Below are 17,355 nucleotides of genomic sequence, written 5' to 3'. Positions count from 1 at the left end.
AGGTTTGGATCACAGGTTATCTCCTTCGGGGCTGGGGGTGAGAGAGGTCGCACCGCTGTCGCCCTCGGCAGCCAAGGCCGTGACGGCGGGCGTGACGCGGTAGTCGCCGCCAGGGCCAAGGCCTTCGACACGGGCGAGTTCGGAAAGCCGACGCGCGGAGCCTCGGCCGGACAGCACGGCCACGAGGTCGATGGTCTCGGCGATCAGCGCGCGCGGGACGGTGACGACGGCTTCCTGGATGAGCTGTTCCATGCGGCGAAGCGCGCCGATGGCGCTACCCGCGTGGATGGTGCCGACGCCGCCGGGATGGCCGGTGCCCCAAGCTTTGAGCAGGTCGAGTGCTTCCGAGCCGCGCACCTCTCCGACTGGGATGCGGTCGGGGCGCAGGCGAAGTGACGAACGAACGAGATCGGAGAGCGAGGCGACGCCGTCCTTCGTGCGCATGGCGACGAGGTTCGGCGCGGCACATTGCAGTTCGCGCGTGTCCTCGATGATGACGACGCGATCGGATGTCTTTGCGACCTCGGCCAGCAGCGCATTCGTCAGCGTCGTTTTGCCGGTGGAGGTGCCGCCCGCGACGAGGATATTGGCGCGCGATGCAACACCTTGGCGCAGCGCTCCGGCCTGTGCGGCGGACATGATCCCGGCGGCCACATAGTCGTTGAGGGTGAAGACAGCGACGGCGGGCTTGCGGATGGCAAAAGCCGGAGCCGACACGACGGGCGGCAACAGCCCCTCGAACCGCTCCCCCGTTTCCGGGAGTTCTGCCGAGACGCGCGGGGCGCCGGCATGGACCTCAGCGCCGACATGGTGTGCCACCAGGCGCACGATGCGTTCGCCATCTGCGGGCGACAGTCTCTCACCGGTATCGGACAGCCCTTCGGAGAGGCGATCGATCCAGATGCGACCGTCCGGGTTCAGCATCACCTCGACGATCGCGGCGTCTTCTAGAAGCCGGGCGATGGCGGGGCCGAGCGCCGTGCGGAGCATCCGCGCGCCGCGCGCCAAGCCTTCCGAATTGTGGTGAGAAACTGCCATCTGATCCCCGTGTCCGCCGGGGAAACATCAAACGGTCCCCGGACGGGGATGATTAAAAGAGCCCTATTTGGGGCAGGTTCAACAAGAATTCAGAGGCGTAGTAGTGTAGCGCGCAAATACAGGAGAACGGCGGTGATGGCTTTCTCTTGAACTTACGAGATGGATCGCTATTCGCCTCGTGCGTCAGCGCGGGACGATGCTGGAGATTCCCCAAAGTCCTCCGAAACCTCCTGCCGGAGCTTCGGCCCTTTGGCGAGACGCCGACCGAGCGCAGTGACGAACTGGTCGTATCGCTCGGCGGCTTTTGCACGCGCTGCCTGCGCAGCGGGTTCGGGCAAGGCTGGCGTGGTCGCGAGCCAGAACTTGATAAACACGGCCAGGCTTTCCACCGCGATGCCGCTATCGCGTTCGAGCCGGGTCATGCGCCGGTCGAGCTGATCGAGACGCTTGGCGATCACTGCTTCCCGACGCTCAGCCGCATCCGGTGACAGGAAGGACGCGATCGCAGCCTCGGCGATCATCGACTGCGACTGGTCCCGGCGCGCCGCATGGTCGGCAAGCATCGCCATGATCGCCGGATCGAGATAGACCGAGATCTGGGCCTTCTTCTTGCGGGTCTCCACGGCCTTCATAGCTCCATGCCGTCGTTCGGATCGAGCGAGACCTGTCGCGCTACGCCCTGCATGATCCCGCTCATCCGCCTGTTGCGGGTGGCAGCGTCCTCCATCTCGTCATCGCGATCAGCATCGATCTCGAACTCGTTTCCGATGGGCGGCGTCTTCTCGACCGGCTGCACGCGATTGAGTTCCGGCTGATGGCGGCGCTCGGATTCGGTTGGGTCTTCATCCTGGGCGGCCTCGACCGGTTTCGCTTCGGTGAGCTGGGGACGTGGCGGAAGCGGTAAGGTGGTCCAGTCGTCGGGGCGCCCCTGCTTCGGTGTGGTGAGGGTGGGAGGCGGCAGGATGCGCTCCTTGAACCTGATGTCCTCGTAATAGCGCGCCTTCTTCGCCCGGATCGGCGGTGTGCCCGCGACCATGATGATCTCGTCGCTCGGCGGAAGCTGCATGATTTCGCCGGGGGTCAGCAGCGGGCGCGCCGTCTCGGAGCGGGAGACCATCAGGTGCCCGAGCCAGGGCGAGAGACGATGCCCGGCATAGTTCTTCATCGCCTTCATCTCGGTCGCGGTGCCGAGTGCGTCCGACACGCGCTTGGCCGTGCGCTCATCGTTCGTGGCGAAGCTCACCCGGACATGGCAGTTGTCGAGGATGGAGTTGTTCGCCCCATAGGCCTTCTCGATCTGGTTCAGCGACTGCGCGATCAGGACGCTCTTGAGCCCATAGCCGGCCATGAAGGCCAGTGCGGACTCGAAGAAGTCCAGCCGCCCCAGGGCCGGGAACTCGTCCAGCATGAGGAGCAGCCTGTGCCGCCCGGCTTTGGCCTGCAGATCCTCGGTCAGGCGGCGGCCGACCTGATTGAGGATCAGGCGGATCAGCGGCTTGGTCCGATTGATGTCGGACGGCGGCACGACGAGATAGAGCGTCGTCGGCTGTTTGGCCGTCACGATGTCGGTGATGCGCCAGTCGCAGCGGCGCGTCACCTCGGCGACCACGGGATCACGATAGAGGCCGAGGAACGACATGGCGGTGGACAGCACGCCCGACCGCTCATTGTCCGACTTGTTCAGTAGCTCGCGCGCGGCGCTGGCGATTACCGGATGCGGCCCGGCTTCGCCGAGATGCGCGGTTTTCATCATCGCCGCGAGCGTCGACTCGATCGGCCGCTTCGGATCGGAGAGGAAGGCGGCGACACCGGCAAGCGTCTTGTCCTCTTCGGCATAGAGGACATGGAGGATGGCGCCGACCAGCAGGGCATGGCTGGTCTTCTCCCAATGGTTCCGCTTCTCAAGGCTGCCTTCCGGGTCGACCAGGATGTCGGCGATGTTCTGGACGTCGCGGACCTCCCATTCGCCGCGCCGCACTTCGAGCAGCGGATTGTAGGCGGAGGACTTCGCATTGGTTGGATCGAACAGCAGCACACGGCCGTGCCGGGCGCGGAAGCCGGCGGTGAGCTGCCAGTTCTCGCCCTTGATGTCGTGAACGATGGCCGAGCCCGGCCAGGTCAGCAGCGATGGCACGACCAGACCGACACCCTTGCCGGAGCGCGTCGGCGCGAAGCACAGTACATGCTCCGGCCCGTCATGGCGGAGATAGTCGCGATCAAGCTTGCCGAGCACCACACCATCCGGGCTGAGAAGCCCGGCGGCTTTGACCTCTTCTGTCTCGGCCCAACGAGCGGAACCATAGGTCTCGACCTTCTTGGCCTCACGTGCCCGCCAGACCGACATGCCGATGGCGACGGCCACGGCGATGAAGCCGCCTGATGCGGCGATGAACGCGCCTTGGGTGAAGATGCCAGGTGCATAGGCGTCGTAGAAGTACCACCACCAGAAGAAGGCGGGGGGCAGGTAGAAGGGGAAGCCGAAGACAGTGAACCACGGCGGCCCGAGTTGCGCCTGAAAGCCGAGCTTCCACGCGACATATTCGGTGGCGCCCCAGGTGGTGGCGAGCACGATCAGAAAGACGGTGAGGATCTGGCCCCAGAGGATTTTGGTGGCCGACATGGCGACGGTCCTTTCTTGGGAATGAAGGGTTAGAGGCCGAGCCCCCGTTTGCGGCTAAAACTCCAGTCGATACCGCCGTCGTCACGGGCGACGCCGGAGACATGGCGACCGAGCTGCTTTTCGAGCGAGGGTGTCCAGGGCACGAGTTGGAAGCCGAGCCCGTCGTCGATCATGGCGAAGCGGCCGGAGGCGAGCGTGAGGCGCTGGCGATAGGTGCCGGCGACATAATCCCCGCTGCCCGCCCGGTTGAATGGCTGGCCGGTCTCGGCTGCAAGCTTCTCACCGGCTGCCTCCAGTTCTCGGCGCCGCAGCGTATCGATCAGGTTACGGCCAAAGCTGATGCGCTGGCCTTGCCGCTCGGCAAGGCCCTGTTCGACCAGACGTTCGGCGCGGGCGGACATGGCTTCTCGCACCCGCGCCGAAGCCGCTTTCGGAGAGAGCGACCGGCTCGCGGGCGATGTTCTGCCGGTCGAGCCAGGTGGCGCCCGACGCCCTGACCTGGGCGTCAATGTCGAGATCGGAGCGGACGGCCAGCGCGGCGCGGCGCTGGCCCCGCGCATCATCGAACTTGCGCAGTTCGACGATCGAGCCCGGCGCGCTGTCGCCGGCGGCATCGAGGTCGGGCAGCTTGATATGGTGCGTGCGCCCATCCGCGCCATCGACCACGGCATAGGCTGTGCCGTTCAACTCGTCGTCGAGTCCGCGTTCGACCAACCGGCCGACGACGGGCACATCGAGGCTTTCTGCCGCCAGGACATAGCTGGTGGAACCAGGCTCGATGCCGTGCTCGGTCAGCGCCTTGTGCATCCGCTTGATGATATCGCCGCGCTCACCCAGCTCGCGCAGCGTCGCCTCGGCTTCGGACTTGATGAACCATTGCGCATTGCCGACCTGGCCGGCGAGGCCGAGCGATTCCAGCTTGCGCAGACGCCCAACCTTCAGGGCATGGAACTCGTCGGGCTGCTGGCCTGGAAGTGGCGCAAGGTCGATGATCCCGGTATCGCGCCCGTCGCGGACAAGCTGCCGGTCGAGCTGGGTCCAGCGTTCCGTTTCGATCTGCCGCTCAAGGGTTCGACGGATGTCGATATCCGTGCGCGGCCCCAGCTCTTGGGTGATGAGATCGCGCGCCCGATCGCGCATGCCTTCCTTGATGTAGTCGCGCGCGATGACGAGGTCCTGGCCGTCGTCACGAATGCCGCGCACGATCAGGTGGACATGCGGATGCTCGGTGTTCCAGTGATCGACGGCCACCCAATCGAGCCGGGTGCCGAGATCCTTTTCCATCTGCCCGACGAGATCGCGGGTGAAGGATTTGAGATCGGCCACCTCCAGCGCGTCGTCGGGCGAGACGATGAAGCGGAAATGGTGCCGGTCGTCCTGGCAGCGCTCGGCAAAGGCACCGGCATCCGCGTTTTCGCTGCCCGGCCCGAACAGGCGGGCCTTTTCCCCGTCGCGGGTCACGCCCTCGCGGCGCAGATAGTTGAGGTGCTGTCCAAGCGGCGCGGTGCGGGCCGTGTGGCGCACAACGCGCGCCTTGATGACGGCTCCGCGTGAGCGCGAGGTGATGAGGCGGTTCGCCTGGATGCTCGCGCGCTGGCCGTGCCCGAAGCGCGAGCGGTTGCCGGGCACGATGCGGCCCGAGCGCGACACGCCGCCACCGGCCTTCTTCGCCGCTGCCAATGCTTGCGCGATGAAGGGCTTGGCCCGCTGCGCGCCGGAGGAGCGGATGCGGCCCGGGCGGACACGGAATTCGCGCTCATCGGACATGGCGCGGCTCTGCAATGTGCGAAAGCTCGTGGAGATACAGCGGTTTGGGCCTGCGGCACACATTGCCGTTGAAGGCCGCAAGGTGCGCAACCTTCAAGAAAACCCAGCAAAAACAACCAACCGACCGAAGCGCAATGTGCGCCCTTTATCCTGCCCTCCTTCGGTCGTGGTGCCCGGTGCCCACCTCTGCGCCCTCCATGCTGCGCCAGAGCCCGACAGGATGCGAATGGGAGGCAATGCGGTCATGGGACCGGCCTTTCCGCACGGCGTGGCACGAACAAGCTGCCGGACTGCGGCGCGATGGCAGAGACATCGCGCACGGCAACTGCTGCCGGTGCGTCGTCCGATGGACGATCTGCCGACTCGGGATCGGCAGCCGCGGCGTTTATCCGTTGCGCAACAAATAGCGGCGCGCGGGTCCAGGTGAGTGCCTCAACCGAAGCGACCATGACAGGGTTGACGGTTTCACCGCCGTCGATGATCGGCGCGATGGTTGCGACATAGACGCGGGTTTCGGCTGGCAGCGGGCGGCCGGAAAGCGAGGCTTCGTAACGGCCGGGACCGGCATTGTACGCAGCGAGAAATCCCGGGGCGCCGTAACGGTCGTAGAGTTCGCGCAGGTAAGCCGTACCCGCGAGGATGTTATCGCGCGGCTCATAGGGATCGCTGCCGAGCCGATGCCGGACGCGCAGTTCCGCCCAGGTGTCGGGCATGATTTGCATCAACCCCATCGCGCCGGCCGACGAGACGGCCTGGCGGTCGCCTGCGCTTTCGACCCGCATGACGGCCCTGATCCATGCCGTCGGGATGCCGAAGCGCTTCGATGCCTCCGCGATATAGGCGGCATAGGGATCGACAGGCGCCGGACGCTGCACCGGCTCCGCCTGCGCCAGTGCGGAGGCCGTCCATGGGGCGGCAAAGATCAGGCCGGAAAGAAGAAGGAGGGCGGAACGGCGCATGGCGTCAGTCCTTTCCGCCGCGCGCCTGCGGGCGGCTCCAGTGCAGTGACCATGCGTTGCCGGCATCGTCGTCGCGGAACAGGTTGGCGCGGATCGGCTGCGGCAAAGCAGGATCGTCGATCAGCAAGGCGATGTATTCGCCGGCGCGTTCGCCGGTACGCTTCCAGCCCGCTCCGATTTCCGGGCCGGCCTCCGCTTTGCCGTCGTCGCTGGCGTGGATACGGAAGTCCGGCGCGTTCTCGGCATCGGACGGCTCTGCCGAAACGATGACGATGTCGCGGAAGAGCGTGAACGTCTCGATGCGCCCGACGAAGTCGACATTCTCGCGTGTGAATTGACCAATCTGCGGCATGGCTGATTCCTGTGCGGTGGTGTTGGAAATCCATCGGGCGGACACCGCTCCCGCCGATGGGGAAGCGGTCAGCGCGTGGCGGCACGCCAGACGTAGTGACCGTCACTGGCCTCGTCGGTGTAGAGCGGCGTGGCCTTGCCGATGACGGTGCGCGCCGGGATCGGGCCGAAGTAGCGGCCATCCAGGCTGTCGCGCACGTCAGGGTTCATCAGGAAGATGTCGCCGTCCGCGATGCGGCGGCAGCCCTGCCAGATGGGCAGCTCTCGGCCTTGGCTGTCGCGGTCGAGGGCATCGCCGAGCGGCACGGCATCGACGGTCACGGCGTTGCCGGTACGGCAAACCCGTTGACCGGGAAGCCCCATGACGCGCTTCATCAGCGGCACGCCGCGACCGATATAGCCGCGCTTGATCATGAAGTCGGCGAGCGGCTTGTCCGGCATGACGGCGACCAGATCGCCGATTTCCAGATGGCGTGGCGGATCGAGATCATAGAGGCCGATCGGCACGCTGGCCGAGGCGTTCCAGACGAGGCGCAGCGGCGTCGGAATGAACGCGGCGATGGCGACGCCCATCACCGAGAAATACGTCACCATGACATAACCGAAGCGGGTCATTGTTCGATCTCCCGCCGCTTGAGCCAGGCCTGATGGCGGTCAGCCGTGTACGCGCGCGGTTCATGACCGGCGCTCATCCGGTTGGCGACATGCCGCCAGTGATCGGGAGCAACGTCGCAAGCGTCGATGCCGGCGGCTTCCACCGCGTCGATGTGGCGGAGCACCTGTTCGACCTTGGGCCAGCCCTCGATCTTGAGCAGGATGTCGCCGCCGGGACGCACGAAGGGCAGCGTCTGGTAGGGTTCGCCCGGTTCAACCGCGCGCACAATGTCGATGCGCGAGATGATCGTGCCGAAGTCGTTGGCCGCCCAGCGGACGAAGGCGAAGACGCTGCCGGGCCGGTAGGAAAAGATGCGACGGCGACGGTCGAGCACCTGCTCGCTCACTTCGCGGCCGAACCTGATCCAGTTCTCGATCCGCTTCTCGATATGCGCCAGTTCGACATGAGTAAGGCTGTCGGCGGAATGCGCGCGTGGCATCGGGCCGCCGCGCGCGGAGGGAACCGCGGCGCTGGTCATGGATGATCTCCTTCGGTTTGGGGGAATTCGCGCGCGAGCAGGTCGCGCAGCATGTCGGCGACGGTGATGCCCCGACGGAAGGCGGCGATCTTGATCCGGCCGCGCAGCTCCGGCGTTACATCGATCGTGAGCCGCGCGGTGAAACCGCTAGCCTTACCGTCGCGTGGCGGAGTGTCGGCCGCCTTGATCCAATGTTCGGGATCGGCTGGACGGGCAGCGAAGCCACGGCGCGTCGGATGCTCGCTCATCGCGCGGCTCTCCCGATGCCAAGCCGGTCGAGCTCGTCTGCCAGCGCTGCGATCTCGCGTGCAGCAGGCGTGTCGTCGTCGAGTTCCGAGACGAGGCGGCCGGACTGCGCCGCCGCCGCGAAGGCAATGCGCTGGCCGATGGTGCTGGAGAGCACCGGCGGATCGTGATCGGCCAGCGTCTCTGCCGTCTCTCGCGCCAGCACGGTGCGCGCGCCGCAGCGGTTGAGGACGAAGCGCGCGGCGAGTTCCGGCCGGTAGATGCGCGCCTCAGTGACGAGCGCCAGCATTTCGGCCGAAGCCCAGCCGTCGAGTGGCGACGGCTGCACGGGGATCAGGACCAGGTCGGAGGCGAGCAGCGCCGAGCGCATCAGCGCGGCGACACGCGGCGGCCCGTCGATGACCACATGATCGGCGTCGCGGGCCAGTTCCGGCGCTTCCCGATGCAGCGTGTCGCGGGCCAGGCCAACGACGCCGAACAGGCGTGGAAGGCCTTCACGGCTGCGCTGCTGCGACCAGTCCAGCGCCGAGCCTTGCGGGTCCGCGTCGATCAGGGTGACGCGCTGACCACGACGGGCCAGTTCCCCGGCGAGATTCAGCGCCAGCGTCGTCTTGCCGACACCGCCTTTTTGATTGAGCAGCGCGACGATCATGACGCGCTCCCGATCGTCGGCGAGCGGTTTTCCGCAATCGTAGAAACGGCGGAGTGCGTTAGAAGAATTCCATAGGAATTCTGGTTAGATAAGTTACGGGCGCCGCAAGCTTTTGATTCAAGGCGAGGAATCGACGATTCCGGTCCCCGATAGCACGAGGATCTGGTCCCCGATGGCACGATAGGCGCGGTCCCTGATAGCACGAGACTATTCACAGCTTATCCCCAGAGCGAGCGGTTGCACGGCGACGGCGAAGCCGCGGCACGCCGAAGGGCGCCGGGTCGGTCGGAGCGAAGGAAAGGCGTTCGGGAAGACCTGACGGCTGCTCGATCACGAGCCGGTAGCCGGGCAGCGGCTGGCGCCGGACGATGTCGCGCAGGTCGTAGGCGAAATGCTTGAGGGGCGAGAGCGACCCGGACTTGGCGTGCAGGTGGAGGAGATCGAAGCTCCAGCCATATTCCTGACGGCCGCCATGCTTGCGCACGAGCCGGTAGAGCCAGCGCTCAAGCCCGCCCGTCAGATCGAAATAGGCGTGGTCGATGGTCAGCACGAGCGCGTCGTCGAGCACGGCGGCGTAGAACCAATCGGGCAGGATCAGTTCGAGCCCCAGCGGACGCCCGCGATGATCGGCCTTCTCCTTCCATTCGTTGATCCAGGAGAAGCGGTGCATCCGCCGCTCGGTCGGCTGGCGGATCGATGTCGCCACCGTGGTCGACTGAAGGCGATCGAGTGCCGCCTTGAGGCGGTCGTAGTCACGCAGGCTGACGCCGCGGCCGATGAAGGTCAGGATTTCGTAGGGCGTAGTCGCCATCAGGCGGGACGGCCGCAGACCCAGATCGCGCGCCTCGACGATCTGGGATGCCGCCCAGATCAACACGTCGGCGTCCCAGATGGTCGCCATGCCGTGTTTGGCAACGGCTTCGACGCGGATCACGATCGACCCGGCCTTGAAGTTGATCGGCGCCAGACGCTTCGACTTGGCGAGCGAGAAGAACGGATAGGCCATCAGGTCCTGGGCGTCGCGCGGCGCGAGATCGCCAGGCAACGTCCGGAAGAGATCGAGCTGATCCCGCTCGCTGCTGTGACGGTGAAACGTCATGGCCGGACGCTCAGCGGGCGTAACGGCCGGCATGGGCCGGCTGCGTCGGCTCTTGCCGCTTGGCGGGCAGCACCGCGCCGCGAGGGTCGGAGGTCGAGGTTACGGCGCCACGCTCGGCCCAGGCCTGGAGGTCGTCGACAGCGTAGACGACACGGCCGCCGAGCTTGCGGTAGGCAGGTCCGGTTCCGTAGGTCCGGTGTTTTTCGAGGGTTCGGGCCGACAGGCTGAGAAATTCGGCCGCCTCCTTCGTGCGCAGAAAGCGTGGCGGCAAAACGGCGAGATCGGGTCGCATCGAGCGGGCCTCCGTGGGGTTCGTTAGGGCCGTCGAGGATCGGCGGCGGACGAAAAGCACGGTGGCGAAGAAGGCCCGGCAGGAGGGAGGGCGAAGATGGGAAGGCTAAATTCTCCCCCTTCAAAAGGAGGGAATTCGCTAGGATCGGCGGCGATGACGCAGAAGCTGACGATATCCGCCCTGGATCATGGCCAGGCCATCCCGCACGAGATCCTTGACGGTGTCTCGCAGCGCAGAGGTTTTCCACGGCTGATCGGCGACGCGACGCACGCCGAAGAGAGCTTCGGCGATCTCGCGGTAGCTTGCGCCGTTGGTTCGGCCATCGACGGCTTGCAGCATATGCCGCGCACGGCGCGATTGTTGGTCGGTCAGTCGAGTATCTTGTGGCACGGCGCGCCCATGAAGCGCCTTGACGAGGCGGCTGACCGCTTCGACCCGATCGAGGCCGTCCGCGTCGAGGGGCACAAGAGCCGCCAGCGGCCGGGCTCCATCGACGCCGATCAGGCGGACCAGGTGGAGCGACTGCCCGTTACCGAGATCATAGAGGAAATGTGCCCCGTTTTCGTCGAGGCGGGGCGCGTCTGGATGGAGCGCGTCGATGAAATTGCTGTCGGAGGGAAGAAGCGAGGGAACGTCCGTCAGAACGATAACGCTGCTGTCTTCTTCAGGCGACCAGAAGACAGGAATCTCAACGGCGGTGAAAATAGGGTGGACAAGGAAATTGCAGGCCCCAGCGCCGCCGCACTGCGTTCACCAGCAACTCGGACTCTTCCGTCTGGCCTTCGACCTTGGAATAGTCATGCTGATACTCGCTGTTGCGCCTCAACCATTCCCAGGCGAGATCGGGCGCCACAAGGCGATCGATATAGTCGTAGTTCGGTGACGCTCTCCAGTTCGATATATCGGGAGTCATGTTTCCTCCAGGCTCGCATCGTTCGTGCGTATCGCGGCCTGTGATGATTCCCGGTTGCAATGCCGGTCGGAAGTCCTGAAGGTTGCAACGTGCGATGCCGCGACTGCATCGCATTCGATCAATGAAGACGGCCTTCGCGCACCAACAGGCGATAGCCGTGCTCCGTCATCCAGCGCGCGCGGGCCAGATGGGTGTCATGGACGTGGCGCGCGCGTTCCGGCTCGTTCGTGGGGTCGAGGCCGAACAGGATCGTAACGACTTCACACCAGTCAGCGCCGTCCGTCGCCGCGTCGAGCAGGCGCAGATAGAGAACCATGTGCTTACGGTCGTATGCCGTCAGCACCGCGCTTTCCGGCGGTTCGTCGAGAAAATCTATATCCGTCATATTGTGCCCCAGTACCCATTTATAGCCGTTCTAAATCCCCGTGTTAACCATTGGATTTGGGCGTGAAACAGCGAGTATCGCGACGCATCAGGCGATGCGCCGCGTGTATCGCCTGTCAGTTCAAACGGGCAGAAATCACGAAGACTTGCGGCTGTCGATTTTCGCACGGACAAGCATCACACCTTCACCCTGGTCGGATGTGAGGAGAACGATGCCGTTGCCTTCAAAGGCCCGACGAACCTGATCGCGCGTCGTTTCATACACCTCGAGGCCACTTTCGGATTCGAGGCGCTTCAACGCGGTCAGTGATACCTGGGCCTTGTCAGCGAGCGTCTCCTGTGTCCAACCCAGCAACGCGCGTGCGGCCCGTGATTGTCGGGCGGTGATCATGCATGATCACCTCCCACTCACGCCGGCACGCGCGCCAGAACTACGACTTCTCTATTCGGACCAACCGGATAGAGAGGTCTTCTCCCTCACCAGCGGCCCAATTACATATTATAGTTGATAAACTTAAAGTATGTAAATCGCGATCTTCCTGCGCATGGATATGCGCAAACTGGTCGGCCGGAACTTCGCCCGCCTGCGTCGGGAGAAGGGCCTGACCCAGGAAGAGGTCGAAGCGCGTTCCGGCTTCAGCCAGCAATATCTCAGCAGCCTTGAACGCGGCCGGAGGAATCCGACCGTGATCACGCTGTATGAGCTTGCCCAAGCCCTCGGCGTCAGCCACGTCGATCTGGTCGTGCCCGACGACGAGGTTTGAATGGCACCCCCGCGAGGATCATGCTTCTCTTCGTGGTCGGTACGAGACCGCCACAGGATGGGATCAGAGGAGCCGGCGGGACAATCTATAATGCGACATCACCTTGGCATCGGCCTTGGCGGTCAAGTCGTATTTGCGCGCTCGCCGTTCCCCGTCCCCTCGCGGGGAAGTGCCTCGACCAGCAAAACCTGGTCGAACTCTATACTGATGACGCAGCGGTTTCCGGCCGCTTGCCCCATTCGAATTCGGTCCCGTCTACCCACATGCGGTGCAAAATGACAGCGATCTTGCGCGCCAGGGCAATAATCGCTTTCTTGTGGCCGCGCCGCCGCGCCACCTGCATCGCCCAAGCCTTCAGCGCAGACCATCTCTTTACACGTGTCAGCAGGACTTGTGCGCCCTCATAGAGCAGGCTGCGCATCATGGCGTCTCCCCACCTGGAAATCCTGCCGCTCCGATCGACCTCACCAGATTGCTGCTTGCGCGGTGTCAGGCCAAAATGGGCACCGACGGTCCGAGACCGCGCAAAGCGCGAGGGAACATCCACCGTCGCCCGGAACGTCAGCGCGACGAGCGGCCCTACGCCGGGCACCGTCATGAACCTCCGGGTCAATTCGTCCTGCCGCGCTAATTTGACCAACAGGTCGTCCAATCTGCCGAACTGCTCCCGCAATCCACGCCTAACCAAAAGAAGCGTATCTGAGACGACGTGCAGTTCCGTGTCTGCGGTCAGTTCGCGCACACGCGGCTCGAAATCACGAGCCGTCACCTTACCCAGATGATAGCCGAAGTCGCGCATCAGCCCCCGGATTTCGTTCTCGACATCCTGAAGCTTGTTGCGGAGCAGCTGCCGGGCGGTGAGGACGGCCCGCAGGCGCCGACTCGTCGGCGTCTTGACATGAACCTCCTTGAACAACCCGACCCGCATCATTTGCGCAATGCCGCGCGCATCGTGCCGGTCGGTCTTGTTGAGCTGCGCGGCAAGCACAGCCTTCATGTGCCGTGTCTCGACGCAAATGGCGGGAATGCCTGCTTCGGCAAGTGTGCCGAAGATATGCTGTGACAACATTCCGGCCTCCAGACCCACGCGGCAAACGGCAAAGGGCAGTGCCAGAATATGTCGCGCGACTTCTTCCGGCTCGGAAGTAAGCTTTGCTTCGTGAACAACTCGGCCTTCGTGATCGACTGCGCAGAGGTTCACGCTGCGTGCCGAGACGTCCAGACCGATGTAGTGATCTTGAGACATACCGAATCCTCTCCGAATCAAGGAACGGCACTTCTCATAACCAATCTTCAGACGGTTTTGTAAACTACGACTATTTCAGTTGTTCTTCGCCAAATGATCGAGCGCGCCCATCGGCAGCGGGCGTGATGTGGACCGGATCTGACATCGCGGAGCCCTGTCAGATCCGGCTGAGCGAGTAACAGACTCGATCTCGTTTGATACAGATGTTGCACATGATTCACGCAATGATACAGTCACTACATGAACGACAAGCAGCTGTTGCCGAACCCATCCTGGCTTCTTTTGATCCACCAGCTTCCCAGCAAGCCGGCCTATTTGCGCGTGAAGATATGGCGCCGGCTGCAGGGCATCGGCGCCGTCGCCGTCAAGAGCACGGTCTACGCGCTACCGGCGACCGCCGAGGCGCGGGAGGATTTCGCGTGGCTCCTGAAGGAGATTGTCGAGGGCGGCGGCGAGGCAATGGTGTGCGAGGCACGCCTGATCGACGGTCTATCGGACGATCAGGCGCGGGCACTGTTCGATACGGCGCGCGATGACGACTATGAGGCGATCGCCAACGAGGCCCGGGCACTCACAGCAACTCTCGATGCGGCAGCTAGCGGTGAGGAGAAAACGGAAGCGCGCGCCCAGGTCCGGCGCCTGCGCAAGCGGCTCACTGACGTCATGGCGATCGACTTCTTCGGCGCGACCGGCCGCCTTGCTGCAGAAGCTTCCATTGCTGAACTCGAGGGCTTGCTCGCAGTGGACGATGGCATGGACGCCGCAGAGCCACAGGCCCTGCCCACAGCCGAAGACCTCAAAGGCCGTGTCTGGGTCACGCGCAAGGGCGTGCATATCGACCGCGTCGCCTGCAGCTGGCTGATCCGCCGCTTCATCGACCCCGATGCCGTCATCCGCTTCGTGCCGGGCAAGGACTACGTCCCGGAACCGGGCGAGCTGCGTTTCGACATGTTCGAAGGCGAGTTCACCCATGAGGGCGACCGCTGCAGCTTCGAAGTGCTGCTCACCCGCGCCGGTCTCGACGACCCGGCCCTTCGGGCGATCGGTGAGATCGTACACGATATCGACCTCAAGGACGGCAAGTTCGGGCGCGAGGAAGCCGCCGGCATTGCCCATCTCATCGCCGGCATCGCCATGGCGCATGCGGACGACGAGGAGCGCATCGCTCAAGGCGCGCCCGTCTTCGACAACCTCTACCAGTATTTCCGCAAGAAGCGCCGCTGACGCGCAGGGATGGATCCATGAACAGAAATGTAAGCAACGACACACAATCCATCGAGCGCGACGATGCGCCCGACCACGGCATCCCGTTCGGAGAGGCCGTGCGCGTCTGGGCGCGGGTGGCGGCGCTCTCCTTCGGCGGCCCGGCCGGGCAGATCGCCGTGATGCACCGGATCATCGTCGAGGAGAAGCGCTGGATCGGCGAGAACCGCTTCCTGCATGCGCTCAACTACTGCATGCTCCTGCCGGGGCCGGAGGCGCAGCAGCTCGCCGTCTATATCGGTTGGCTTCTCCACAAGACCAGGGGCGGGCTCGTCGCCGGCACGCTGTTTGTGCTGCCGGGCGTTATCGCCATCATGGCGCTGAGCTGGATCTATGCGCTCTTCGGCAATGTCGGCGCGGTCGAGGCCCTGTTCTTCGGGCTGAAGGCGGCGGTGCTCGCCATCGTCCTGCACGCCGTCGTGCGCGTCGGTAGCCGTGCCCTCAAGAACAACATCATGGTGGCACTCGCCGCAGCCGCGTTCATCGCCATCTTCTTTTTCCAGGTGCCGTTTCCCCTCATCGTTCTGACAGCGGCCCTGATCGGCTTTGCCGGCGGGCGCGCGGGCCTTGCCCCCTTTCTCGCCTCCAACGGGCACGGCAAGGTGGGCGACAAGCAGGTCGCCGATGCCGACAGCGTCTTGGGCGAGACGATCCCGGCCCATGCGCGGCCTTCGACCGGATGGGCGCTGAAGATCGCGGGCGCCTTCCTCGTGCTGTGGCTTGCGCCGGTCATCGCCCTTGTCGCAGCCTTTGGCACCGGGAACGTCTTTGCCGACATCGCCGTCTTCTTCTCCAAGATGGCCGTGGTGACCTTCGGCGGCGCCTATGCCGTTCTTGCCTATGTCGCGCAGCAGGCCGTGGAGACCTATCACTGGCTCCAGCCCGGCGAGATGCTGGACGGGCTCGGCATGGCCGAGACCACACCCGGTCCGCTCATCATGGTCACACAGTTCGTGGGCTTCATGGGCGCCTTCCGAACACCGGGTTCGCTCGATCCGCTGCTGGCCGGCACGCTCGCCGGGCTTCTCACCACATGGGTCACCTTCACCCCCTGCTTCCTGTGGATCTTCCTCGGCGCGCCCTATGTCGAGGCGCTGCGCAGCAACAGGGCGCTGTCGGCCGCGCTGGCGACGATCACGGCGGCCGTCGTCGGCGTCATCCTCAATCTCGCGGTGTGGTTCGGGCTGCACGTGCTCTTCGGCGAACTGGTCACGGTGAGCGGCTTCGGCATGAGCGTCGATGCACCGGTCCTGAGCTCGGTCAACGTGGCTTCGCTCGTGCTGACCCTCGGCGCGCTGATCGCCGTCTTCCGTTTCAAGGTCGGCATGCTCAAGGTGCTCGCCGCCTGTTCCCTGGCGGGGCTCGCCTATGGGCTCATCTGACACTCAAATGGACGCTCGGCCGCGCCCGTCGCTTCACCCAGCCACCTGTCTCTTTGCGGCGCGGGCGCTGCGCGATTTCGGTGACGGCTTCGTGGCCGTCCTCCTGCCGGTCTATCTGCTCGCGCTCGGCTTCAGTCCGCTCGAGGTCGGCGTCATCGCCACCGCATCGCTGCTCGGCTCGGCGCTGCTGACCATCGCGGTCGGCTTCCTCGGCCCGCGCTTCGATCATCGTCAGCTTCTGCTGGCGGCCGCAAGCCTGATGATCGCAACCGGCGTCGCCTTCGCCGTGGTTCACGACTACGCGCTGCTCCTGGTTGTCGCCTTCGCCGGCACGATCAACCCGTCTGCCGGCAGTGTGAGCGTGTTCGTGCCGATCGAGCATGCGGCGCTGACGCGGGAAGTGAGTGACGCCAACCGGACGAGGATGTTCGCGCGCTACAGCTTGGTAGGAGCGCTCGCAAGCGCCGTCGGCGCGCTCGCCTCGGCTGTCCCCGATGTGATGACCACCGTCGGCCTCGACCAGTTCGCGGCGATCAAGCTGATGTTCGTCCTCTATTCGGTCGTCGGGCTCCTGGGCGGCCTGTTCTATGCCCGCATCCCCAAGCGCCCGCCCGCAAGCGAGGCGGCCGCCGCGCTTGGTCCCTCCCGCGCCATTGTCTTCAGGCTCGCGGCACTCTTCAGTCTCGACGCATTCGCCGGCGGGTTCGTCGTGCAGTCGCTGCTGGCGCTGTGGCTGTTCGAGCGCTTCGACCTGTCGCTGTCAGCCGCGGGCGTGTTCTTCTTCTGGTCGGGAATGCTCTCTGCCTTTTCCTTCCCGGTCGCCGCCTGGCTGTCGCGGCACATCGGGCTCGTCAACACGATGGTGTTCACCCACATTCCCTCCAGCATCGCCCTGATGCTGGCGGCGCTCGCCCCCAATCTGAGCATTGCCCTTGCCCTGTTGCTGATACGGGCAGCGCTTTCGCAGATGGACGTGCCGACGCGCTCGTCATACGTCATGGCCGTGGTGACGGAGGCTGAGCGCGCCGCCGCCGCGAGCTTCACCTCCGTTCCGCGCAGCCTCGCCGCATCCGCCAGCCCCGCACTGGCCGGCGCCTTGTTCGCCGCCTCCTACAAGGCCTGGCCGCTCCTGATCTGCGGCGCGCTCAAGATCACCTATGACCTGCTGCTGCTTGCGCAGTTCCGCCACATCAAGCCACCGGAAGAACAGAAATAGCGGAGATGAGTACTTCAGTGCGGAATGGTC

At 64.8% G+C, this 17,355-nt stretch carries 20 protein-coding genes and 1 pseudogene; 4 read left to right on the top strand and 17 right to left on the bottom strand.

Annotation, left to right across the window (positions count from 1 at the left end; translation table 11 throughout):
* Window positions 1–9: 9 nt before the first annotated feature.
* The 16 genes and pseudogenes from trbB to HK436_RS01190 form a co-directional block, all read right to left on the bottom strand.
* Window positions 10–1,038 carry a P-type conjugative transfer ATPase TrbB gene (trbB, locus tag HK436_RS01260; RefSeq protein ID WP_173186724.1) on the bottom strand — a complete coding sequence of 343 codons (1,029 nt, stop codon included), beginning with the start codon at window positions 1,036–1,038 and terminating at the stop codon, window positions 10–12.
* Window positions 1,039–1,205: 167 nt separating this feature from the next.
* Complete coding sequence (locus HK436_RS01255; RefSeq protein ID WP_173189852.1) at window positions 1,206–1,661, bottom strand: CopG family transcriptional regulator; 456 nt, start codon at window positions 1,659–1,661, stop codon at window positions 1,206–1,208.
* A 5-nt stretch (window positions 1,662–1,666) separates the two neighbouring features.
* Window positions 1,667–3,658: a conjugal transfer protein TraG gene (locus HK436_RS01250; RefSeq protein WP_173186722.1), complete on the bottom strand. Its 1,992-nt coding sequence runs from the start codon at window positions 3,656–3,658 to the stop codon at window positions 1,667–1,669.
* A gap of 29 nt (window positions 3,659–3,687) precedes the next feature.
* Window positions 3,688–5,425: pseudogene (locus HK436_RS33330) on the bottom strand (relaxase/mobilization nuclease domain-containing protein).
* 242 nt (window positions 5,426–5,667) lie between these two features.
* On the bottom strand, window positions 5,668–6,384 hold the full coding sequence (locus HK436_RS01240; protein WP_173186720.1) for a lytic transglycosylase domain-containing protein: 717 nt from the start codon (window positions 6,382–6,384) through the stop codon (window positions 5,668–5,670).
* A 4-nt stretch (window positions 6,385–6,388) separates the two neighbouring features.
* The gene (locus HK436_RS01235) at window positions 6,389–6,736 is read right to left on the bottom strand and encodes a DUF736 domain-containing protein (RefSeq protein ID WP_097622896.1); all 348 of its coding nucleotides are present in this window, start codon (window positions 6,734–6,736) and stop codon (window positions 6,389–6,391) included.
* A gap of 68 nt (window positions 6,737–6,804) precedes the next feature.
* Entirely contained in the window at window positions 6,805–7,350 is a 546-nt protein-coding gene (locus tag HK436_RS01230; RefSeq protein ID WP_173186718.1) for a S26 family signal peptidase, read from the bottom strand.
* Window positions 7,347–7,868 carry a DUF2840 domain-containing protein gene (locus HK436_RS01225; RefSeq protein WP_173186716.1) on the bottom strand — a complete coding sequence of 174 codons (522 nt, stop codon included), beginning with the start codon at window positions 7,866–7,868 and terminating at the stop codon, window positions 7,347–7,349. The genes HK436_RS01230 and HK436_RS01225 overlap by 4 nt, the downstream gene beginning before the upstream one ends.
* The gene (locus tag HK436_RS01220; RefSeq protein ID WP_173186714.1) at window positions 7,865–8,116 is read right to left on the bottom strand and encodes a hypothetical protein; all 252 of its coding nucleotides are present in this window, start codon (window positions 8,114–8,116) and stop codon (window positions 7,865–7,867) included. The genes HK436_RS01225 and HK436_RS01220 overlap by 4 nt, the downstream gene beginning before the upstream one ends.
* Window positions 8,113–8,766: a ParA family partition ATPase gene (parA, locus tag HK436_RS01215; RefSeq protein WP_173186712.1), complete on the bottom strand. Its 654-nt coding sequence runs from the start codon at window positions 8,764–8,766 to the stop codon at window positions 8,113–8,115. Before parA ends, HK436_RS01220 begins: the two co-directional genes overlap by 4 nt.
* A gap of 211 nt (window positions 8,767–8,977) precedes the next feature.
* Window positions 8,978–9,865: a replication initiator protein A gene (locus HK436_RS01210; protein WP_173186710.1), complete on the bottom strand. Its 888-nt coding sequence runs from the start codon at window positions 9,863–9,865 to the stop codon at window positions 8,978–8,980.
* 10 nt (window positions 9,866–9,875) lie between these two features.
* Window positions 9,876–10,157: a helix-turn-helix transcriptional regulator gene (locus HK436_RS01205; RefSeq protein WP_097622901.1), complete on the bottom strand. Its 282-nt coding sequence runs from the start codon at window positions 10,155–10,157 to the stop codon at window positions 9,876–9,878.
* Window positions 10,158–10,295: 138 nt separating this feature from the next.
* Entirely contained in the window at window positions 10,296–10,622 is a 327-nt protein-coding gene (locus HK436_RS01200) for a DUF2285 domain-containing protein (protein ID WP_245442380.1), read from the bottom strand.
* 223 nt (window positions 10,623–10,845) lie between these two features.
* Window positions 10,846–11,070, bottom strand: coding sequence for a transcriptional regulator domain-containing protein (locus tag HK436_RS30930; RefSeq protein WP_025560838.1), 225 nt, complete (start codon window positions 11,068–11,070; stop codon window positions 10,846–10,848).
* A 118-nt stretch (window positions 11,071–11,188) separates the two neighbouring features.
* On the bottom strand, window positions 11,189–11,455 hold the full coding sequence (locus HK436_RS01195; protein ID WP_021239885.1) for a DNA -binding domain-containing protein: 267 nt from the start codon (window positions 11,453–11,455) through the stop codon (window positions 11,189–11,191).
* A gap of 135 nt (window positions 11,456–11,590) precedes the next feature.
* Window positions 11,591–11,845, bottom strand: a complete 255-nt coding sequence (locus HK436_RS01190; RefSeq protein ID WP_031304938.1) for a helix-turn-helix domain-containing protein — start codon at window positions 11,843–11,845, stop codon at window positions 11,591–11,593.
* Window positions 11,846–11,999: 154 nt separating this feature from the next.
* On the opposite strand from HK436_RS01190, the gene relB reads away from it, so the two are divergent.
* The gene (gene relB / locus HK436_RS01185; protein ID WP_173186708.1) at window positions 12,000–12,218 is read left to right on the top strand and encodes a type II toxin-antitoxin system RelB family anti-toxin; all 219 of its coding nucleotides are present in this window, start codon (window positions 12,000–12,002) and stop codon (window positions 12,216–12,218) included.
* A gap of 199 nt (window positions 12,219–12,417) precedes the next feature.
* On the opposite strand, the gene HK436_RS01180 is transcribed toward relB, so the two are convergent.
* Window positions 12,418–13,464 (bottom strand): IS110 family RNA-guided transposase, encoded by a 1,047-nt coding sequence (locus HK436_RS01180; protein WP_173186706.1) that lies wholly within the window; start codon window positions 13,462–13,464, stop codon window positions 12,418–12,420.
* 240 nt (window positions 13,465–13,704) lie between these two features.
* On the opposite strand from HK436_RS01180, the gene HK436_RS01175 reads away from it, so the two are divergent.
* From HK436_RS01175 to HK436_RS01165, 3 genes are read left to right on the top strand one after another with little or no spacing between them, the layout of a single operon-like run.
* Window positions 13,705–14,688, top strand: a complete 984-nt coding sequence (locus HK436_RS01175) for a chromate resistance protein ChrB domain-containing protein (RefSeq protein ID WP_173186704.1) — start codon at window positions 13,705–13,707, stop codon at window positions 14,686–14,688.
* Between the two features lie 17 nt (window positions 14,689–14,705).
* Entirely contained in the window at window positions 14,706–16,109 is a 1,404-nt protein-coding gene (gene chrA / locus HK436_RS01170) for a chromate efflux transporter (RefSeq protein WP_173186702.1), read from the top strand.
* Between the two features lie 7 nt (window positions 16,110–16,116).
* On the top strand, window positions 16,117–17,325 hold the full coding sequence (locus tag HK436_RS01165; protein WP_173186701.1) for an MFS transporter: 1,209 nt from the start codon (window positions 16,117–16,119) through the stop codon (window positions 17,323–17,325).
* Window positions 17,326–17,355 lie beyond the last annotated feature (30 nt).

This window comes from Neoaquamicrobium sediminum, from assembly GCF_013240295.1.
GTDB lineage: Bacteria > Pseudomonadota > Alphaproteobacteria > Rhizobiales > Rhizobiaceae > Aerobium > Aerobium sediminum.
The sequence above is the reverse complement of the archived record's forward strand: the minus strand, read 5'-3'. Positions and strand labels throughout refer to the sequence as shown.